This window comes from Paraburkholderia panacisoli, from assembly GCF_008369935.1.
Lineage (GTDB): Bacteria > Pseudomonadota > Gammaproteobacteria > Burkholderiales > Burkholderiaceae > Paraburkholderia > Paraburkholderia panacisoli.
Genome location: NZ_VTUZ01000028.1, coordinates 80,018 through 101,268 on the forward strand (window position 1 = coordinate 80,018; position 21,251 = coordinate 101,268).

Consider the following 21,251-nt stretch of genomic DNA (forward strand, 5'->3'; position numbering starts at 1 on the left):
AGCCGGCAAGGCAAGCCCTTCAACCGCTCATTTCCCGAAATTGTGGAGGCAGTTGCTGCCGTGCCTGGTGATTTCGTATGGGACAGTGAGCTTGCGATCGGCGACGCTCGAGGACCGGTGTCGTTCAGCCGACTTCTGATGCGCTCCAGCACGACGTCACCGCGGAATATTCCGGCGGCCGCACGTCGGCACCCTGCACGGATTTTCGTGTTCGACATGCTCCTATCGGGCAAGCTCGATTTGCGTCAACTGGAGCTTACCGAGCGGAAGGCCCGTCTGCGCGACACCTTCGATAACACGCGGTGGCTCGTCTATGTCACAGACGTGGAATGCATCGGGGAATTGGTATTTGAACAGGTAAAAATCCACGACTTCGAGGGTATGGTCGCAAAGCGAAAATCGTCGACGTACACGCGCGGACGGTCGCTCAACTGGATCAAGATCAAGAACACCGATTACAGCAGGCCAGCAGCGAGTAAGGGTCCGGAAATTTGCGCACGTTAAGCGTTCGCGCTTTGCGTTGTTCGAATGGCGCTGATCGACCCACTGCGGACGTTCGACCCAGCGCGACTTCTATGGCTGCTTTCAAGGTATATGGGTCATTGCGGACTAGCCGGCCGCCGGTTTGCAATGCGCCTTCTTCATCGGTCGGGGCTGCTGATTTCGAGTCGAATTTATCCAAGCGCGAACGCCTCATTCGACCAAACGCTCACGGCGCTGTGGGACGCAATAATTGTATCCGGACGTATTGCCGCAAGTACTGACAGTCGGTCGTGGAATGACGTCATTGATAGCACAAACTTTCCCGTGCATGTGTGCGCTAGCCGACATTTGCCTGCCACGTACCCGACACAGACGGCCTATAACTGACCAGATGATACTTTGCTAGGCATGAACTGGCGGACCATACGTTGAGTTGATAGTCCTTGCGGCCCTGTCACGCCAGCCTGGTGCTCTCGCAACCCGGGCTGCCATTTTTCAGACGCGCTTAAGAACGTTCGGGAATGCATATGAAGATGTTTTGGTTGATGGCAACAGCATTTCTGGCCATGACTTTAGCTGCGGCTCCGCCCGGCTTGGCTGAAGAAAAAGCCAACGACAGCTATTTTGTCCATAGCACCGGAGACAAGGCGAATTCCCTTGTCATCTTCGTGCATGGCGTACTAGGTGATAGCCGTGATACTTGGCGCCGCTCGCCAAGCAGCGCGGGTTGGCCCGAGTTGCTCGCTGCGGATCCCGCAATGCCTGGCGTCGATACCCTCGCAATTGGTTTCAAGTCCGCACCTCTCAGCTCGTCTTCCAACATTGAAGAACTCGCGAACCGCTTAAGTCAAATGCTGATAGATCAGCGCCTTTTCGAGCGCTATGACAACATCGCCTTCGTGGCTCATAGTATGGGCGGACTTATCACCAAGCGCGCCGTTCTGATTCTGCGCTCCAAGGCGCCTGAATCGGCCACCCGTATCAAGGCCGTCATTTTTCTCGCCACGCCCGCAGAGGGATCGGACAAAGCCGCGCTTGCGAACTGGTTCAGCGCCAATCCACAGTTCGGCGACATGCGTCCGGCGGACTTCAACTCGTTTCTGCAATTGCTAGATAACGACTGGGCTTCGATGCTACGCCGCAGAGAAGGGGATTCCCCTTATCCGAGGTCGTTCTGCGCGTATGAGACTCAGCCGACCGGATTGTGGAAGGTGGTGCCGAGGTCGGCCTCGCAAAAGGGCTGCGACGATACTCCGGTCGCCTTCGACCGTACGCACTCCGGCATAGCGAAACCCGCAGGCCGAGACGACGAAGTCTATCGCTATGTCCTTGCACGCCTTGCGGGCAGCTTCGATCCCAAGCTTGTCAAGCAGCATGTGATCGTTCAAATTCAACGCATCGACGGTAAATTACTCGGGCCCGCAGACTTCCTGCGCAGCGGTGAGCAATATTCGGTTTCCGTTAGGGCGGTCCGTCCGGCATGGTTTTATGTGTTTGTCAGGGACAGCACCGACAGCGTGCAACGCTACTATCCGACCAGTAGCGACAAGCAAGCAGCAAAGCAAAACACGATCAGGGTGCCGGAGCACGCCGATTTGTTCATCACGCTCGATCGCCATCGGGGCACTGAGCTCATTTATGTGTTCGCCCTCGATCAGCGCGACGACAAGCTCGAACGCGCTGCAACTGAGGTCAGCTCCAGCGCCAACGTCGCAACAGGCGTCCACGTGACGCAAAAGGTCCTGCTCGAAGCGGCAAAATCGCGTGGTGGCGCAATTGAGAAGGGCAAATTGGGGCGCGTTTCGTCCTCGAGTCTCAGCGAGTTCGGGCAGGACGTGGCCGCGTTTTATCAACTCGAACATCGTTGAGATCCGGCCAGATGCATGTCGCGGAGCGTCCCTGATGGCTCTGAGCGCGGACGGCAGCAGCAGAGGTGCGACCACATGAACGACGCATCGATCCAACGTGGCAGGCAATGGACCCTGAAGCTCCGAAGGGCGGCACGGGTATTCGCACTGTGCGTTGTCTCGCTCTTTGCAGTGTCCGCGTTCGCGCTAGTCGATATGAAAAACGCGAACTACTCCAACGACTGGATCGATCTCCCGGGAACTCAAAAGGACGGCTCCAACATCGATGGCTTTGGATCGATGTTCGATCTTCTCGTCTCGCGCACGTACAACAGCCGGAGCCTGCACGACGGCATTTTCGGGTTTGGATGGTGCTCCGACTTCGAGACGACGGTCCGTTCCACGGCTGAAGGCAATGTTATCGTTGAATGGTGCGGCGGCGGGATTATAGAAACGTTTCAGCGCGCGGACTTTTCTCCGGAAGAGGTATCCGCCACGGCAAGGAAAATCGTCGACTCGCTCAAGGCGCACCAGGACAAGGACAGTAAAGGAGTCTCATCGCTGATCGGGGGATTTTTGCCAAACACCTGGAACGCGTTGCAGAAGAAGCTGATCGAGGACGAGGCGCTTCGCACCCGATGGGCGAAGCGCCTCGACATCGCCACGCCGACGCTTCCAGGCACGATTCTAAAGCAGTTCGGCCCGGGTTCAGCCGCTGTTTCGGTCATCGAGGACGGATACATGTTAGTCCCAGCCGACGGGAGGCAGTATCGCTTCGACAAGAATGGACAACTACAGGAAGCGCGCGATACATCAGGCATCTCCTTGCACTTCTTACGCAGCAACGGCCAGATCGAGCGAGTTCAGTCATCGGACGGGCGGGCGCTCATCTTCACATTTTATCCAGACGGCAAGGTCAAAGAAATCAAGGGTCCGGGCGACTTAGCCGTCGAATACCGGTATCGCGATGGCAACCTGACAGCCGTGAAGAATGCGTGGCTAAGGGTTTATTACTTTGAATACGATGACCTTCACAATCTGACTAAGTCCATTTGGCCCGACAAGACTTATATCGAGATTCGCTATGATAGGGATGGAGATTGGGTGACCGGCTTTCGCGATCGAGAAGGCTGCCTCGAAGACTACTTGTATGAAGCGGATGATGTGAATCATTACATGTCCTTCGGACTTAAGACATGTGCGGACGGTCACGTGGCAGGAAGGAATAAGTACGAATTCAGGCATACCCAGAGACCTGACGGCATGTACACGCTGACTTACGTCAGAACGACGACCGACTGGGAGACGTACACGTCCGATACGGCGATTTACTATGATTTCGACAATCGCCCCGTGAAGACAGTAAGAAACGCCGACGTGGCGACTTACACCTACAATGAGCGCGGTCTGTTGGCGAAGCGAAGCATGCGCAACAAGGAGTGGAACTTTCAATACCCTCCTAACGCTTCCGTGCCAGACGTAGTCATCGAAAACACGCTCGGCGAGAACCAAGCGGTAGTCGAGAGCCGTCGCTTCGATCATGATCCGTGGCCGAATCGCTACGGAACGACCGAACGCATTCAGGTTGCGGCCTCTAGGCAAATTCCTGATCCGCTGAGTCCCGTCTTTCAGCAACAGCGCGCAAGCGACCACCTTTCGGAAGCGGCGCAAACGCTGGTACGTTGGGATGAGCAACTTGCACGGAGAAAGGATCAAAGTGCCCGGATTACACTCGCCGCGCTGGCCATGACGCTTGGTGCGGATTGCGCGCACCAGCAAAAGTTCGACTGTGCCTTGACTTCGTTTGACCGCGCGATATCGATCGCGCGAGTCAATCATCTGACTAAGACGCATTACCGCGCGCTCGAATGGAAGGCCCGCGTCTACATGAAGAGTGGTCGTCCTGCGGACGCGGTTATGCCGTTGCGGCAAGCCATTGACCTGATCGAAGGGACCAAGGCACGCGGCTCGGCGGACGAGAAACAATTCATTCGCTATCTGATCGAGGCCTATAGGGTCGCCGAGCAGTATTCAAAGGCCTACGAGACACTCGGTCGTCTGTCGGCGCTTGGCTTCGCGGATGAACAATACGAGGACCTAAAGGCCGAGATATACACGGACGTGGGGCTGTTTCCGATGGCGTTAACTTCCTATCGCGCCTCGCTTTCGCTTCTACTGGTCGCAATTGATCATAGCGAGTCTGACACCAAAGGACTGATTGCTAGCGTCGCAGATGTCTTCTACCAGATGGGTGATCCGGACAAGGCCATCGCGGTGCTCGACACCGAACTGGGTATCCACATGGCGGTCGAGCGGCCTTCGAACGCAAGCGGCTCGCTGATGTCGTCCAAGGCGCTCTATCTCACGCAGGCCCGGCGATATAGCGAAGCGCTCAATGTCATCGGAGAAGCCATCGACGCGTTGCAAAAGGAACATGCGAGCGACTTGCGCCTGGGCGATGCGTATAACAATCAGGGCATCCTCCTCAGTTGGCTCGGCAATGAAGAACGGGCGTCCCAAATTTATAAGCAGGCAATTGCCCTGCAATCCCGCGATACGACAGGGCGCCTCGCCGCCGCCGCGACGATGGCGAACCTGGCGGTCTCGTACCGGGGCCTCGGCCGGTATCGCGACGCAGTCGATCTACTCAATCAATCGCTGGCGATACGGCGCAGTTCGTTTCCGTCAGGGCACTGGCTGATCGGCAAAACCCATTGCGAGATCGGGGAAACCTATCGGCAATTGGGAAATTTGCTGCTTGCGCATCAAAATCTCGCGCGGGGCAGCGCAATTCTGCAAGAGTCACTGGGATTCAGCAATCCGCGCTTTGCGTTGTGCCTTGACTCGCTAGGCAAGACCGAGCTGATGGAAGGCAACTTCGCCGCGGCACGCGCCGATATCAAAACCGCGCTTCAGGTTGCCATCAGAACCGGCGATCCCGAATCGGTTTGGGCGGCCGAACGCAGCATGAGCCAGTTGCTCCTGCATGAGAAACGCCCCGATCTTGCGATCTTTTTCTCAAAGGAAGCAGTCGGAAACATTCAGCGCCTTCGCTCGGATCTGAGTCGCACCGACCCGGCGACCCAGCGCACATTTCTGCAAAGCAAGGAAGACGTCTATAGAGAAGCGGCGGATCTGCTCATCGACGAGGGGCGCCTGCTCGAAGCACAGGAAGTGCTGTCCATGCTCAAACAGGAAGAGTACTTCGACTTCGTGCGCCGGACCGGTCCTTACGCTTCTTCGCAAGCGCGAGCCGCGACGCCACAAGAGAAAACATGGGAGGCCCGTTATCGCGAGATCAATGTGCAGCTTGCGCGGCTGGGCGAGGAGGAAAGTACGTTTCGCATGAAAGCGAAGCTGGGAACGCTCACCGACAACGAGATGAATCGCCGCGCCGCAGTGCAAGCCGATCTCGACGTGGCGAATCGCGCATTCGAGGCCTTCATTGGCGAACTCGAACGTCAACAGTATCTCGCCGTCCGCCGTGGCGCAGGAAGTTCTCAAGGCCCGGATGTGCGAGGCTTTCGCTCATTTGAAATTACCTTGCAGAAATTGGGCCACGGAGCGGTGGTAATTGCTTACGTCGTGACGGCGGACAGGGTGTCGATCATCCTAACTACGCCGAATGTGCAGATCGCACGCCTGAGTCGCATATCATCGAAGCAGCTTAGCCAGCAGGTCGCACGCTTTCGTATGGCAGTGCAGGACCCGCGCTCCGATCCGCGCCCTTACGCAAAGTTGCTTTACGACGAATTGATCAGCCCGATTGCGGAAGACCTGCGCGATGCCAAAGCCGACACGTTAATGCTCAGTCTAGACGGAACCCTCCGATATGTGCCTTTTTCCGCTCTGTACGATGGACAAAAGTATCTGGTCGAACGCTTCAAGACCGTCATTTATGCCGGCGCGACGAAGGACAAACTGGGCGACTCACCTCAGCAGCAATGGAGGGTATCCGGGCTGGGCGTTACGGAGACGCTGCCGGGATTTAAGCGGTTGCCCGGCGTACGTGAAGAGCTCACTGGGATTGCCCGTTACGTTAACGGGGGGATTCGCCCCGGCGACGTCTCTTTCGATAAGGACTTCACTGATAAGAAGTTGCGCGACGCGTTGGACCGGCAATATCCCGTGGTCCACATCGCAAGTCATTTCGTATTCACGCCCGGGACCGAAGACGACTCGTTCCTACTGCTGGGCGATGGGACGCGCTTGTCGCTTTCACGACTCCGTTCGGTCGCATACAACTTCGGGAACGTGGATCTCCTCACGCTGTCCGCTTGCCAGACGGCGATCGGCGAGGGTCGTGACGCCAATGGCAAGGAGATCGAAGGCTTTGCGGTGCTAGCGCAGGACAGCGGGGCGAAAGCGGTACTCGCGACCCTATGGTCCGTGGACGACGAAAGCACAGCGTTCGTCATGCAGGCATTCTATCGAATCAGGCAAGCCACCCCCGGCATCACCAAGGCCGCGGCGTTACAGCGCGCGCAAATAGAGACGATGAGCGCAACTTCGCTCAAGATTGCGGAGAATCGGGGCGGCACATTGCAAAGGGCCAATGCGCCCGCGGATGGCGTTCCGTTTAAGCATCCGTATTATTGGGCACCTTTCATTCTCATGGGCAATTGGCTCTAGTTTGCAGATAGAAGTAACCGCTCGTTTGGCTTGAATGGACGTCCGATGTTGGAACGAGACGGTCATTCAAGTGGCGGCGGGATCAAAGAGCCGAACGGCCAGAATTGGCCGGTCTGAGACACACCACTGGCGTTCCGGTTTCCGCCCATTTGTGGCGTCGCACAACGTCAAATCAACCGCGTAGTCTGGATGCCCCTGAAAAGCAACGGGGTGGCGAAATTCATCCGGCATATCGCTTCATAAGGCGACTAGCATACGCAACGCACGCAGGAGTTCAAATGCAACGGCTCGGCCTCTTCCCCAAGCAGGGCCGGGGGCTCAAACGCAACACTTAGAATCGACTTATATCATTGACTGTCAACATCGAGAATGAATTTGAGTGTGCGCCATCGGGCTCGGTCCATTGCCGCCACAATCCCGCAATCGCAAGCGGTTGGCCATCGGCCATTCCAATCCTCCAGCGTACTGCTTTGCCGCTTTCATACGAGGGCTCGAAGAAGCTTCGACATGGTACGAGGCATAGTTGCAGGTTCTTCCACGCGCCGCTGAAACTGCGCTTCTCGCCAATCGTTTCAGATCGCGAGTTCATCGTGTCAAAAGCCTTCACGCCGGGCGGGATGTGTCGCCGGGGGACGATGCCGAACGATGCGGGGACGGTCTCATAGCCGTCAGCACCACGGCGGAATATGGGCGCGAAGTAGTCCTTATAGATCTCCCGCCGGTAGTCGAAGTCCGGGTGCGGGAAAAGGCTGAAGGTCTCACCGCCAGCATCGTTTGGATTGGCCTCGTAGCTCGTACACATCGCTCTGCCTCAACGGAAGGAGATGCACGACGGTAACACAGTGCAGCCGGGGCGGCAGATCACTGTACCTGTCGCCATGCACGGTCAATGGCCGCAAACACAAGCGGAACAAAATCGTGGCCTTCAAACGACACGGGTTCGTCGTTGTTGGGATAGGAGAGAGCCGCGGGCGCACAGATCATCTGTAGGAGGCGCTCGCTGAACCGTCCGCCCGACGCGACCTCCGACAGGGCCTCTTCCTCGATCTGGTGAATCAGCTTCCATGTCAGGATACCCTTTGCGCGATGCCGCGCAACGATGCCCGGCACAACCGCCTGAACGGCTGCCTCGGCATCAAACAGGATGTTGTAGTTCGTCATTGACGTTTTTCCTCGTTGAGTTCAATGAAAATTCCGGCTTGTGGTCGGCAGTTCGCCCAGCAGATGCGACACGTCGACGAGCCGCTGCGCGACAAGGTGTCGGACGTCGCCCTCGCATTGCCACACGCCGTACACCGCGAGCAGCGACGACCCTAGCGCCTCGCGTCGCTGTCGCTCGAGGACCGACTGCCAGACGATGACGTTGACGGATCCCGTCTCGTCTTCGAGCGTCATGAACATCACGCCCTTCGCCGTGCCCGGGCGTTGCCGCACGGTCACGATTCCGCAGCCGCGCGCGAGCTGCCCATTGCGATAACGCATCAGTGCTTCCGCCGGCATCAGCCGCATCGAAAGCAGCTTCTTGCGCAGCAGGGCCAGCGGATGACGCCCGAGCGTCAGTCCCGTTGACCGGTAGTCGGCGATCAGGTCCTGTCCTTCGGTTGGCGCAACGAGCATGGGCGCGTCTTCTTCGCGTGCGGTCGCTCGCAGCAGGTCCTTGTCCGGCACCGCGGCCACAGCGGCCCATAGCGCCTGCCGCCGGTCGCCGGCGAGTGGTTTCAGCGCGTTCGCGGCAGCAAGTACCTGCAGATCGTGGCGATCCAGTTGCGCGCGGTTCGCGAGATCCGCGACATCACGGAACTGTCTGACAGCGCGCGCCGCTTCGATGCGCCGTGCAGCTTCTTCACGCATGCTGCGAACTACCGATAGCCCCAGCCGGACGGGCGCCATGCTGCCTTCGCCTTCCATCGTCGAGTCCCAGCCGCTGATGGTGACATCAACGGGCAGCACGTCGACGTAGTGACGCTTTGCATCCTGTACCAGTTGCGACGGCGAGTAGAAGCCCATCGGCTGGCTGTTGAGCATCGCGCACAGGAATGCTGCTGGCTCATGGCGTTTAAGCCAGCAGCTCGCATAGACGAGCAGCGCGAAGCTCGCCGCATGGCTTTCGGGAAAACCGTATTCGCCGAAGCCCTGGATCTGCGCAAAGATCGACTCGGCAAACTCGCGGTCGTAGCCGCGCTGGAGCATGCCTTCAACGATGCGGTCGTGATAATGTTGCAGACCGCCCTTGCGCTTCCAGGCAGCCATCGCGCGGCGTAGCTGGTCAGCCTCACCGGCACTGAAACCGGCGGCGAGCATCGCGACCTGCATCACCTGCTCCTGAAAGATCGGCACGCCGAGCGTCCGCTTCAGTGCCTGCTCAACGTCGGGGCTCGGATACGACACAGGCTCGACGCCTTGCCGCCGGCGGAGATACGGATGCACCATGCCGCCCTGAACCGGGCCAGGCCGCACGATCGCGACTTCAATCACGAGGTCGTAGAACTCGCGCGGCTTCAGGCGCGGCAGCATGCTCATCTGCGCACGGGACTCGATCTGGAACACGCCGATGGTATCTGCCGCGCAGATCATGTCATACGTCGCCTCGTCCTCGGGCGGAATGTCCTGCATCTCGAACGGCTCGTCGCGCTGCTGTGAGACGAGTTCAAGCGCGCGACGGATCGCCGACAGCATGCCCAGCGCGAGCACGTCAATCTTGAGCAGGCCGAGCGCTTCCAGGTCGTCCTTGTCCCACTCGATCACGCTTCGGTCCGGCATGGACGCATTCTCGATCGGAACCAGCCGTGAGAGCTTGCCGCGTGCGATCACGAAGCCGCCCGTGTGCTGCGACAGATGACGCGGAAAGCCGAGCAGCTGCGCGGCGAGCGTCGCCCACTGCTGGATCATCGGTGTCTCAGGATCAAGGCCGCTGGCGACGAATCGATTGATCAAATCGGCACCCGAATCAAACCAGTGGTGCTCCTTCGCAACCCGATCGACGATGACCGGATCGACGCCCAGCGCCTTGCCGGAATCGCGAATGGCCGAGCGCGGGCGATAGGTCGTCACCGCAGCGGCGAGGGCTGCCCGCGTGCGCGTGTACTTGCGGTAGATGTACTGGATGACCTCTTCCCGACGCTGGTGCTCGAAGTCCACGTCGATGTCGGGCGGCTCACCTCTTTCCTTGCTGATGAACCGTTCGAACAGCATGCTGCTGCGTGCGGGATCGACCTCGGTGACGCCGAGCACATAGCAGACCGCAGAGTTGGCGGCCGAGCCGCGCCCCTGACAGAGAATGCCCTCGTTGCGCGCAAACCGGACGATGTCATGCACGGTCAGGAAATACGCCTCGTACTTCAGGTCGGCGATGAGCGACAGTTCGTGCTCGATCTGCGACTGCACGTTGTGCGGGATCCCTTTCGGATACCGCCGCTGGGCGCCAAGATAGGTCTCGCGTCGCAGGTAGGCCGTTGGCGTGATCCCGGGCGGCGCGAGTTCGTCGGGGTATTCGTAGCGAAGCTCGTCCAGCTGGAACGAGCAGCGCGACGCGATGTTCAGCGTCTGCGCGAGAGCGTCTGCCGTGTACACGTTCGCAAGCCTGAGCCAGGTCGTCAAGGGCGCGTGCATGCAAGGTCAGTCCCATCCAGCAGCGGTCTTCGCCAAATGTTCGCACGGCCCATTCCGCCTGCGCGCCAAGCCGGTCTTCCTTTGCCGGAAATTCTGGCGTCAGGATGATCAGGCAGTCGGGTAAAGCCCGCAGGTGCTCGAAGGGCGCATCGGGGTGATCAAGATCGTGCGGATAGAGCAGATAGCGGCCCTTCGCCGTCCGGGTCCGTGCGAGGGTGATGAGCTCCGCCAGGTTGCCGTACCCGTCGCGGTTCTGTGCGATCGCCGTCAAGGCGAGGGCGGGCGAGCCGTCCGAACTGGTGACACGAAAGTGCGCGCCGACAAGCAGCTTGATGCCGGCCTCTTTCGCCGCCACGTGCGCGCGCACGATACCGGCGAGCGAACACTCGTCGGTGATGGCGATGGCCTCATAGCCGAGCTGGGCCGCGCGCGCGGCCAGTTCTTCTGCATGGGACGCACCGTGCAGGAACGAGAAGTTCGAAAAACAGACCAGCTCGGCATAGCCGGGCAGGCCGAAGAAACCGGGCGACATGATTTATCCGAAAAGGCCGTGTAGATACCAGCGCGGCTCGTCTTCATCGACGGCGCCGATGCGTTCCCGGAAAATCCAGTAACAGATGTGATCGTCGGCTTCGGCGACAAAGTAATCACGGGTGACCGGTTGACCGCCGAACCATCCGGCTTCGACGCGCTCGCCGGATGAGCGGGTGCGCAGCGGCGTTCCGTAGAAGGGCCGCTCGCCGCGCATCAGCAGTTTGATCGGCGCTTCCAGCAGCCACGCAGGCCGGGGCGTGTCGGTCGCCGGCGCGACATATTTCGTCGCCCTGTCGGTGACCGGCACCCAGCGCGCGGCGACTTCCGGTCGATGATCCGCGACGGGCGCGGGCCGCAGGACGTTTTCCGCGCCCAGGCGCGCGACCAGCAGTTCGAGCAGCCGCGCGTGATCGGCCGCCGTGCCGCCGGGCTCGGGAAAAAGCGAGTCGGACGCGGGCTCCGCTTCCTTCACTTCCTGCACAACGAGCTGCAGCGCGATGACGGCCGCGGCCAGTTCGACGCGCGTGAGCCGCTCCTTGAGCAGCCGCACCAGGTGGTCCTCGCGCCACGTCGGCTCGGCCAGTGACACCTCGATCGGCGTGGGCTCAATGGCGTCGCGGCCGCGCTCATGCTCGAGCAGCAGCGCAATGCGGGTGACGGCGAACTGCTTCTGTGACAGCCAGCCCGTCAGTTGCACCACGAGCCTTCGGGCCGCAAAAAGACACGCTTCGGCGTGCTCGATGCGATCCGGCAATTCGACGCGGACCTGGAAAGTCGGCGGCGTCTCAAACCATTCATACACTTCGGGTGCCTCTCCATTGGCGCGGTCAAGCAGGTCGAGCAATGCCGTGCCGCAGCGTTTTTTCAGGCCTGCGCGCGGCAGGCGCAGGAGCTGGCCCACCGTCTCGCAGCCAATTCCGGTCAGCCAGTCGAGATGGCGGCGCGCAGGCGTCGGCAGGCTGACGGGTAAGCCCGCGAGCCGGCGGGACAGTGAATCGTGAGACAGCGCGACGCCGCCGCGATACCGCGCGAGCAGCCACGCCGCCTGTCCGGTGGGTGCAATGCCGATGCAGGCGGTGACGCCCATTGCGTTCGCGACGCGGCGCGCCATGCGACGCAGTGACCGTATGCCGCCAAAGAGCCGCAGACTGGCCGACACGTCGACGAGGACCGTGCTCTCTTCGGCAATGACCACCTGCGGCGACAGATTGAGCAGGCCCGTCGCGATCTCACGCAAGGCGTTCACTTCCGCCGTGCTGTCGCGCTCGTGCATCACCGTCGACGGCGCGAGCGTCAGCACACCGCCGCGCCGCATACCGAGGCAGACGCCCGCATCCCGCGCTCGCGGGTCGGCCGCGATGACGCGTTCCTTTTCGAGCACGGCGAGGCCTTCGGCTGCGTCATGAGCGTCACAGGCATCATGCGACCACTTCGGCCGGAACACTTCGAGGCACAACAACGGGAGATGGACGCCTATCCACAGTTGCATTGCGTTTTACGTTCAGGATCGGAGAGGGCGTCAGAGGGACAAACAGCGGCTCATCGCGTGCAGGGCCGCGGCGTTTCAGAAACTCGATGTCGACACCGCCTTTCGCCGCGCGGATTGCGAGCCGCAGTGGGGCGGGCGATGCCTCGCGCGTCGTCGCCAGTGGCCGCAGCATGAAAAACAGGGACTCGGAGGCCTGCGCTGCGAGGTGTAGCCGTCGCAGGGATTCCGGTCGCACGTGGTTCTGCCAGAACAGCAGCGCACCGCACGTGCCTGCGCGCAGGATCTGCTCGGCCGCCCAGAGCGCGTCTGCCGCTTTCGGGGCCTTTACTGTCATCAGGTTTTTCGGGTCGAGGCCCCACCAGGCGAACGCCGTCGGTTGCAGTTCATGCGGCGGGTGGAGCAGGGCAACCGGCTTCGACCCAAGGCGTTCGAGCGCGGGCCGGAGTAACCGCAATTCGCCACAGCCGGTCTGCTGCACGAGCAGATCCGTCAGTGCGCCACGCGGCCAGCCGCCGCCCGGCAGTTCCGCGGCGAGGTTCGCGTCACCGCAGTCGACGACGCGCGAGGCGGCGCGCGCGAGCTGGTTTCCCCTCCAGAGATCGGGATGGATTGCTTCCGGCAGCGGTACCGCGGTCACGACTGCCTCCCCGAAAGTACTGTATAGATATACAGTAGTATATCCTGGCTGGGGCGTCAGTAAAGACCCGGTCATGTTACGCCGCGCTAATTCGTCCCTTTCAGTTTGACCAACCTCCGCTGGTGGTCGATTCGAACATCCAGCCGACACAATGTGAGAGTCGCAGTGCCCGCCAGGAGCGTCAGCCCGGCCTTCCGATCCCGAATTACCTCACCCTCCGGATACGTCGATTGCCCGCGGCGGGTTCAGGCTCGCGGTAAGGTGGGCAAGTCTGGCCCAGCTATCGCTGGTGTCGCAGCCCGTCTAAGCACAAAAGTGCTTGAAGTCGTCGAGGGCAGTGTGGGCCAGATCGTTTTGCGGAAGATGGTCGCCGACCGCGAGGCGAAGCAGTTCGTCGGGCTTTCCGAAGCACATGGTGATTCTCCGTTTGACAGGAAACGGCGAGCAAAAGCGATTCCTTCCGGTTGGTTCCGATGGATGAGTAGGTTGTGGCAGGCTCGGAAAAGCAATGCGACGATAGTCGGCCGTTCTGCCATGGCAGGCAGGCGTTTTCGACAGGGTGGTCGAGTGGGGCCCCGTGCGCGGTGTTCCGGAGGTCGACGCCATGGTGTCGGACGTGCAATCAGTCCCCGGGTGATCAGGGCAAATCTGGCCAGTGCCGACGAGTATCGGACCTGAGGCTGCCGACGGTCCGGAGGGGCGACAGATCGGTCGCCGGATGGCGCGACCGGGTCACACGCTGGCACCGGACGCTGCCAGATCGGGCAGCGCCCTTTTGCATTCGGCAGATCGGTCAACGGCCAGTGGCCGGCGGGAAAAGAGGTCGACGCCAGTCAGGAATGACGCCTCGCGGAGGACGCCCCCTGGCGCGCGTCACACGTGCGTTTGCTGACGGGGAAGACGCAGAAAGCACAACGGGCCTTGCGGCCCGTTGTCTGATCAGCGCTCAAGCCGCCATTCTGGCAGCTCGGGAAATGCACTTCGTGTCGATGTTTTCGCCCGCTTGCGCAGTTGCGCCTTCATTTCGGAAGTGACCACGACCTTTTTCTTGCTGGAGCGCGAAACACGCACCACGACGGTCGGTGGGGGCGCCACATCCGGCTTGGGCTTCTTCAGGGTTTCGCTCATATCAGCTCCTTTTCACTAAGATAGTCTAGCAGCTTTGTCCAGGCGGGGCTTTGCGCTGCCAGGTCGAACTCCATCCACCGCTGCGTTCCGTTGTCATACCACCACTGCCTATCGATCGCCAGCAGTTCCTGGACCGAAATGCACGCGGCGAACTCGAGACGCGCCGCGGTTTCTTCCGGCTCCAGCGGCGCATCGAACCCAAGCTTTGGCCAGAAAAAGTAACCGATCATCTCCGGATTGTGTCCATGGCCACCCCCTGCAATCAGCGAGATGCGGGTGAAACCAAGCCGGTGGGCAATCATGGCGCACAGCGCAAACGTGACTGTGCCGAGATAGTCCGGTGCCTGCCGTCGGAGAAAGAAGTGATCGACGTGGACGGCGCGCGCCATGTCTGCCTGCCCCTCAACGGGCTGGGCGGCCGGAGGATCGATTTCGCCCAACGGTACCTGGTCAGCATCACCGAAATGCAATGATGTCCCGTCACCCTCTTCGAGATAGATGCCAATCCGGTTCTTGTGTCCTTCGCCGATTACCTCGCGGTTTATGACGGTGAAGTAGGTGCCGGGCGGCGCATCGTCCAGTCCGATGTTGTGCTGTTCCTGCTCAACGACACGCGAACAGTCGAAGACCATCAGAAGCTGCGCAGCTTGGCGGCTTGTCAGCGTGACGTCATCGAGCTGGAACGTAGAGGCTTCGTCCAGATCCTTGCCCTGAAACCGGAAGATCCCGTTCAAGTGCAGGGCGGCCGTGGGCAAAGCGCACAGCGCCTCGTAGGCCGCGCGCAGTGTCTTTTCAAAAAAATCGGTTGTGGGAAGGGTCATCGGCAGAGCGGTTCAGGAGGACACCGCATTCTAGCTCTGGCATCCGCATGTCAAGGATTCTGGTCACCTGGCGCCGGCCGTCACCCCGACTTTGCGCGAAGCTGGCGGCACCAGAAGGCGCGGAAGATTGGTGTTGTCGCGGGCAAGCTCGTGCAGGAAGCGATGACGACCGGACTGACATGGGAAGAGATCGCCGCCGCGTTTGGCCTGGCCGCAAAAGCGACCGCGCAGGCTGCCGCGAGTGCGGGCGATGCGCCGACGTCTGAATGTGTTGCACGTGCGCGCAGCTGTTTCGAAGGTGCCTTTGCGCAGGACGTGCACGTTGTCATTGCGGATGGCGGTGCGCCAAAGCGCGACGCCGAAGCCGACGGGAATCCGCTTCTGGCAATTGCCCACCGGCGCCAGGGGTCCAAACTCCATTGAGCCGCAGGCGCTCTCCACGCCGCGGATACGCTCCCACACTTTGATCAGTATTCCGGAGAAAACCCGGGAGAAAAAATCCGGCCTCCGTGAGCCTGCCGCACCCTCTTCCAGATGACTCCCTCACCGGTTAGCCCGGCGAGGCAGGTCGGTGGCAAGTCGACCTGACAGGGCGCAGTTTTTGTGCGTACCGGAACCCATTCACGCCGACGCGCTTTCTGCGACATGGCGCGAGGGGGCCAGCACGCTACCACAGGCTCATAGCAGGATCGCCTGCTGCAGCAGTTCCAGAGCTTTCAGTTCGTCCAGGTGACCCGTGCGTGCCTTGCCTGCCAGCGTCTTGATCAAGGCTTCCGCTATGGGCTCAATACCGTGAAGATTGTCCAGGCTCGTAACTGAAGCGAAGGGGAGCGCCTCAGGGTTTCGTTGCGGTACTGCGGACGTGGCGAACGACTCTGGGGTTGCCAGTGTAGCTGCCGGGGCCCCGTCACCACTTTCTTCAGGCAGGCGACCGGTAACGTCGTCGGGAAAACCATTTACATGATCTTGCGCGCTGGTAACGATCGTCTCTTTCTCTCCCGTGACATCCGCTGAAACAGTTGAGCTTTCTGGATCGCCCGCCCGCGTGCGCCGCGCACGCGTCTTCGTACCGGGGGCCTTCACCGGCATGTCGTCGTTTGTTGCGGGCGCAAGCGATTCGTGCTGCTGAGCGGATACGCGTCCGCGCGTCGCAGGCGCAAGCATACGCGACACCGACGCCGGAATATCGTCTTCGGAGCGCGGGGTGTCCAGCCAGCCGGATGGCAATCCCAGTCGCGCCGTGAAACGGTTTGCTTCGACAGTGTCCATGCGCTTCTTGCCATGCAACCGGTGGGCCATGTTGGACCCACTGAGTTCCATGACCACACCCAGTCTTGCTTTTGAACCGTTGCGACTCGTGAGAACGTGGAGGTTCGCGCGGCGGATGTTTTCTACGTCGGCGCCATCGTTGAGTGCCAGTGACTGCTGCTGGGCCGCTTCAGGGGGCGTGCTGTGTTTCGAACGCGAAGCCTTTCGCGGCGCACGAGCTTCGGGCCGTCCAGCCGTTTCGCCAGGACTGGTCTTGACGGCCCTGGGTGTACCGCCGGTTGCTTTCCTTGGCATTTGCGCTTCCTCGGACAAACTGTCTTCAAGAGATGGTTGCGGGTCGACTGTCAGGGCAGAAGCCGGCTTGAATGCTTCGGACTCGCCGTCTTGTCCGTCGTCTGTTTGAATGAAGTCGAGTGGTGACTTCAGGCGAGCGATGGTCTCCGCCGCGAGCCCAGGATTGGGCTGGTCAAAAAAGCCATCCGGCAAACCAAGTGTGGTTTCCATGTGAAAGGCGGTCTCGGGTGTGAACCTTTCGCCCTTCAGCAGTTCGGCCACGCGCGTCATGCTGGATTCAAGCGCGATGGCAATATTCTCCGCGCCTACCGTATCGACCAGAAACTGGAACGATCGTATCTTGAAAATGGAGGCGGTCTGGACGGAGTCTTGAGCAGGCGCCTTCACATACGGTGGTCTCGGCCGATTGGGCTGAGACTTCTTTTCGTGGCGAGCCTGGCGTTGCCCGCTGTCGCGGGATCCCGCATATCGCCCGCGGGCTTGATTCATAAAGTAGGGCTCCATGCGATCGTTGATATCCGGCAGATGCTTATTATAGACGCGGCAATGTTGGTATTTGATGTGTCATTCGCGCCATGAGGCGTAAATGTACTCCGGGGTGAGGATAGCGGACTCCTTGAAGTACCCGTTCCCTGAGAGTGGGTATGAAATGTAGAGGATAACGAATGAAGTCCAGCAGGAATTTCAGGTAACCATTCATGGATCCGCCATGAACCCGGCGCCCTGGTCGACGGTGCCGACGGCAAGCCGATATCTCTTTCAAGGCAGGGCGTGGCATTCTGATTATCACAGGAATCGGCGCTTCGGCGAATGGAGCGGGGCCTCTACTGACCTGCCTATCACGCTGGCCGCCGTCGACCGGCAGGTCGACCACCCGACCTTATTCGAGCGCAACGTACTTCGCCTGACAAGTCCTTGATGAGGATTTTCAGTATTTGGGAATAGACAACATACCCGGAAACGTCAAATTTACCAAGCCGAAACAAAGTAACCGGACATGCGTCACGCCGCGTAACGGACTGACGGATGACGAAACATGGATCGGACCAAAGCCGGAATTCTCTGCAACGAGCGCAGAACTGCTCGAACACGCTGCTTAAGATGTCCGGGACCTTTGATAGCAAGCTTGCCGATCTTGTGATGCTTGAGATAACCCCATACGAGTTCGTCCGGATTCAGGTCCGGCGAGTAAGCCGGCAGGAAGAACAGACAAAGGCGGTCATCCGATTCTGCGGCAAGCTTGCGGATCGCTTTGCAACGATGAACCGGATGACCATCGGCGATCAGGAAGACGGGAGCATCGGCGTTAAGTATCAGTCGCCTGACGAAGTCAACGTACACCGGGATCTTGAAGCTGCCTTCAAAGCACATGAAACGGAGTTGGCCCCGCGGACTGATCGCCGAGATCAGGTTCACTTTGAAGCGCGCGCCGGTGGTTTCGACCACCGGTGTCTGACCGATCGGTGCCCAGGTCGTGCCGCTGTGGTAGTCCGAGCGCACCGTCGATTCGTCGACGAAGAAAATCTGAGCCCCACAGCGTTTGGCCTGCCTGACAATCGCCGGATATTCGTCCCGCATCCATGACTCGACCAGTTCTGGGTCGCGTTGGTAGGCGCGCGCCAGCGGCCGCTGGGGTGAAAGCCCGAGCTTCCTGAGCAGCCGACCGACCGATACCTCGGAGAGCCTGACGTTGAAACGTTCGCGAATCAACTCCCGCACCATGTCTCGCGTCCACAACGCAAACTCGAACTTCATTTGCATCGGATTCTTCGTTGTGACCGTCCGATAGACAAAGCGGATCGCTTCGGACGACAGCTTCATTGGCCGGCCCGGAATAGACTTGGCTCGTAACGCTTCAATACCTCCTTCGCGCCACGCCGCCAACCACTCGTAAATACGCGGCCTCGAGAAGCCCAGCGTGCGAATCACGTCCTCTGGCGACTCGCCAGCTTCGACTCGCTTGACCGCGCGGATCCGCATCTCTTCCAGCGTTGCATGTGAAAGCTGTCGGCCGTCGTCCTCGCGCATCGCGCCTCTCCCCAAGTCCCTTTAAGCTTAGACCATGGTGTCGATTTATGTTCGCTTACTTATGCACTGGTTAGTAAGTTTCCCGAAATTGTCGAGCTTCCGGTGTCACGACGGCGCGAAAACGTCCGCGCCGCGATCCTCAAAATGTTTGAAGCTCCGGATAAATCGGTATAGATGTCCGCCGATCTCCAGCCGGTTTCGTCCAGCGTGGGTTTGCTCAAGGATCTCTTCGGCCTGGGTTGCGGCAATGTTCCCGTGATATCTCAGGCGGTCCTGATCTCTCCTGGCATCGCCAACGTACATGGCACAGACGTCATTGCATTTCTGCATCATGATCACGCTTCCGCCACAGTTCAGGGACAGCTCGAGATATTCGGCCAACGTCAGAAGTGACTCAGTCGTCATGGCGATTCCCCTGAAAGCACGGCTCCCGGCATCGATCCACTGGGTGGTGGCATCGACGGGCCCCCACCGAGGATAGCGCCACGCATTTCCGGCACTTGCCTCCTCGCCTGATTCAAACAATCTACGCAGCGGACTGCGTTACGGTCACCGCGATCATGGACGGGACGGCGCGGGTTCACTACGCATGCGTCGCGAGGCGCTACGGGCCACCACATCGGTGGGCAGTCTGGCACGGTGAGTGCGAATCGTCAGAAAATTATCTTGCGACAAGCACCTGCCATGACGACCGGCATGTTTTCGATCGTAGTGCTTCTGGTCGGGGATGTCGATTCGTCGAGGACAGTGTTGTTGCCGGCGCGGCGTTCAACCGTTTTCATTCGCAGGATATCCGCCGTTTTGCAGGGCGACGATGGATCCGGGCAGCGTGTCCGAAAGCGCGGCATCAACGCTACCGCAAATGCGCGCTTCGTCCTGCGTCTTCACGCTTATGCTGCATCGAATCAATTCCCTGGAGGACAGGCGAGACGCTTGCTCTTGGTCACCTATCATCCGGAGAATCGATCGATGTCGCGAGGAGGGCGCACCAGGACATCGTGTTTCGCACAAAGCTACTGTTGACGCTCGAACAGCATGGCGCGGACATTTGCCGGATGCCCATCGCTTCATTAGAGATTGATGCGTAGGGCGCAAGAAAAACTGGCCCGCAGGACGGGCCACACATCGGGATGCGACGCGCGCCGGTCAGGCTGGCTTGATATTTGCGGCCTGCTTGCCCTTCGGTCCCATCTTCACATCGAAGCTTACTTTCTGGTTTTCCTGCAGCGACTTGAAGCCTTCAGTCTTGATTTCGGAAAAGTGGGCGAACAGGTCTTCGCCGCCGTCATCCGGGGTGATGAAGCCAAAGCCTTTCGCATCGTTGAACCATTTCACTGTGCCATTTGCCATTTTTTATTCCTGTCGATGTTGAAACCTGCAATCGCGAGAATGCGGCATCGCATGCGGCGATCACCCGCAAGGGACGACTTTTTACCACGCCGGGATGACACCTGCCAATCAGCAGGTCCACGGACAGCACAGGGTCCGGCTTTCAGAGACCCGGGCACGGTGCAGACATTCGTCGTTCTAACCCCTGACGGTGGCACCGTATGATTGCCGCGCGGCAATCGCGATCTACCCGGCAACCGGGAATCTGAGCGAAGCCTGCAGGCTGCGCCGCGAAGACTGATTCTGAAACGGAACAGGGAAGGCGCTTGAGAAGAGTCGCAGAAACATCGACGCATTGCGGCTTCCTCCCTCGCCAGCGAAAGCCTGATCTCCGTCACTATTCTGGTGCGGTCCCGTCCCGCACATTCCCGCGACGAGCAAACTATGGCGCGTGAGCTGCCCCAACCAGTTTTGCAGTGCCAGCCCGGAAACTGTGGGGGCCATGTTACCCTTGGTCGACGCTAACACCAGCCAAGCCAAGCCGCGCGCGAGGATGAACGATACATTCGAGTTTTCTCAGGATTTCAAGCCGTTCCCCGAAGACCTGCCGAGAAAGAACTGGCAGACAAAGTCGCTCGATTGCGCCATGGCCGATTACTGGGTGGCAAGTGATGGACTTGTCGCGCGTCGACAGTTTCTGAGTGACGGTTACTTTGCCAGCAACACAGCCTCCTTCACGGCTTATTTGTTCCACTTCCGCAAAGGCGTGAGACTCGACCTGAAAGTGGTTGTCGCTCACGGTCGCATCCTGGAGCTTCGGCGAGAGCGCGAACCCGAAGCGGGGGAAGCGGTGGATGAGTGGACTATCCCCGTGCCGGGTCCCGACGCTGAACGTCGCAAGTGACGCGAGCCGGATCGCAGACGACTGGATAAAAGACTGGTAGCGGTTCTGTGCACGTGGAGCCTATCCAAAGGCCACGATCTGCGATAACGACCACCGCGGCGCTTCGCCCCGGCGTTGGCTCTTGTTTAAGTCGCGTCGGCTGCCGGGTGGTCGGCGCGTTTTCGCAGGCGAACTCTACGTTCACCAACGCGATGGGCACGATTGGCAGGCGAAGATCCGGTCAACAGGGCGGCGCTCTCTGTCGAGT

Annotated in this window: 14 protein-coding genes and 2 pseudogenes; 4 read left to right on the forward strand and 12 right to left on the reverse strand. The window is 59.9% G+C overall.

The window, feature by feature from the left end; translation table 11 throughout:
- The 3 genes and pseudogenes from FVF58_RS32580 to FVF58_RS32590 form a co-directional block, all read left to right on the forward strand.
- Nucleotides 1-504, forward strand: a pseudogene (locus tag FVF58_RS32580) (ATP-dependent DNA ligase); the annotation flags it as partial.
- Between the two features lie 506 nt (nucleotides 505-1,010).
- Complete coding sequence (locus FVF58_RS32585) at nucleotides 1,011-2,351, forward strand: alpha/beta fold hydrolase (protein ID WP_188130980.1); 1,341 nt, start codon at nucleotides 1,011-1,013, stop codon at nucleotides 2,349-2,351.
- 75 nt (nucleotides 2,352-2,426) lie between these two features.
- Entirely contained in the window at nucleotides 2,427-6,962 is a 4,536-nt protein-coding gene (locus FVF58_RS32590) for a CHAT domain-containing protein (protein ID WP_188130981.1), read from the forward strand.
- Between the two features lie 331 nt (nucleotides 6,963-7,293).
- On the opposite strand, the gene FVF58_RS32595 is transcribed toward FVF58_RS32590, so the two are convergent.
- The 12 genes and pseudogenes from FVF58_RS32595 to FVF58_RS32650 form a co-directional block, all read right to left on the reverse strand.
- Nucleotides 7,294-7,764 carry an SOS response-associated peptidase family protein gene (locus FVF58_RS32595; RefSeq protein ID WP_149673869.1) on the reverse strand — a complete coding sequence of 157 codons (471 nt, stop codon included), beginning with the start codon at nucleotides 7,762-7,764 and terminating at the stop codon, nucleotides 7,294-7,296.
- A 59-nt stretch (nucleotides 7,765-7,823) separates the two neighbouring features.
- Entirely contained in the window at nucleotides 7,824-8,123 is a 300-nt protein-coding gene (locus FVF58_RS32600) for a DUF2471 family protein (protein WP_149673870.1), read from the reverse strand.
- Between the two features lie 21 nt (nucleotides 8,124-8,144).
- A pseudogene (locus FVF58_RS32605) lies at nucleotides 8,145-11,103 on the reverse strand (error-prone DNA polymerase).
- A 3-nt stretch (nucleotides 11,104-11,106) separates the two neighbouring features.
- Complete coding sequence (locus tag FVF58_RS32610) at nucleotides 11,107-12,594, reverse strand: Y-family DNA polymerase (protein WP_149673871.1); 1,488 nt, start codon at nucleotides 12,592-12,594, stop codon at nucleotides 11,107-11,109.
- Nucleotides 12,524-13,231 carry a translesion DNA synthesis-associated protein ImuA gene (gene imuA / locus FVF58_RS32615; RefSeq protein ID WP_149673872.1) on the reverse strand — a complete coding sequence of 236 codons (708 nt, stop codon included), beginning with the start codon at nucleotides 13,229-13,231 and terminating at the stop codon, nucleotides 12,524-12,526. The genes FVF58_RS32610 and imuA overlap by 71 nt, the downstream gene beginning before the upstream one ends.
- A gap of 939 nt (nucleotides 13,232-14,170) precedes the next feature.
- The gene (locus tag FVF58_RS32620) at nucleotides 14,171-14,359 is read right to left on the reverse strand and encodes a hypothetical protein (protein WP_149673873.1); all 189 of its coding nucleotides are present in this window, start codon (nucleotides 14,357-14,359) and stop codon (nucleotides 14,171-14,173) included.
- The gene (locus FVF58_RS32625) at nucleotides 14,356-15,180 is read right to left on the reverse strand and encodes a hypothetical protein (protein WP_149673874.1); all 825 of its coding nucleotides are present in this window, start codon (nucleotides 15,178-15,180) and stop codon (nucleotides 14,356-14,358) included. Before FVF58_RS32625 ends, FVF58_RS32620 begins: the two co-directional genes overlap by 4 nt.
- A 63-nt stretch (nucleotides 15,181-15,243) precedes the next feature.
- The gene (locus FVF58_RS32630; RefSeq protein WP_149673875.1) at nucleotides 15,244-15,642 is read right to left on the reverse strand and encodes a hypothetical protein; all 399 of its coding nucleotides are present in this window, start codon (nucleotides 15,640-15,642) and stop codon (nucleotides 15,244-15,246) included.
- A 216-nt stretch (nucleotides 15,643-15,858) separates the two neighbouring features.
- On the reverse strand, nucleotides 15,859-17,232 hold the full coding sequence (locus FVF58_RS32635) for a hypothetical protein (RefSeq protein ID WP_149673876.1): 1,374 nt from the start codon (nucleotides 17,230-17,232) through the stop codon (nucleotides 15,859-15,861).
- Between the two features lie 513 nt (nucleotides 17,233-17,745).
- On the reverse strand, nucleotides 17,746-18,771 hold the full coding sequence (locus tag FVF58_RS32640) for an IS630 family transposase (protein WP_149673877.1): 1,026 nt from the start codon (nucleotides 18,769-18,771) through the stop codon (nucleotides 17,746-17,748).
- A gap of 105 nt (nucleotides 18,772-18,876) precedes the next feature.
- Nucleotides 18,877-19,176, reverse strand: a complete 300-nt coding sequence (locus FVF58_RS32645; protein WP_149673878.1) for an RNA-binding protein — start codon at nucleotides 19,174-19,176, stop codon at nucleotides 18,877-18,879.
- Nucleotides 19,177-19,917: 741 nt separating this feature from the next.
- Complete coding sequence (locus FVF58_RS32650) at nucleotides 19,918-20,121, reverse strand: cold-shock protein (protein ID WP_149673879.1); 204 nt, start codon at nucleotides 20,119-20,121, stop codon at nucleotides 19,918-19,920.
- Nucleotides 20,122-20,653: 532 nt separating this feature from the next.
- Here FVF58_RS32650 and FVF58_RS32655 point away from each other — a divergent pair.
- Nucleotides 20,654-21,004, forward strand: a complete 351-nt coding sequence (locus tag FVF58_RS32655; protein WP_149673880.1) for a hypothetical protein — start codon at nucleotides 20,654-20,656, stop codon at nucleotides 21,002-21,004.
- Nucleotides 21,005-21,251 lie beyond the last annotated feature (247 nt).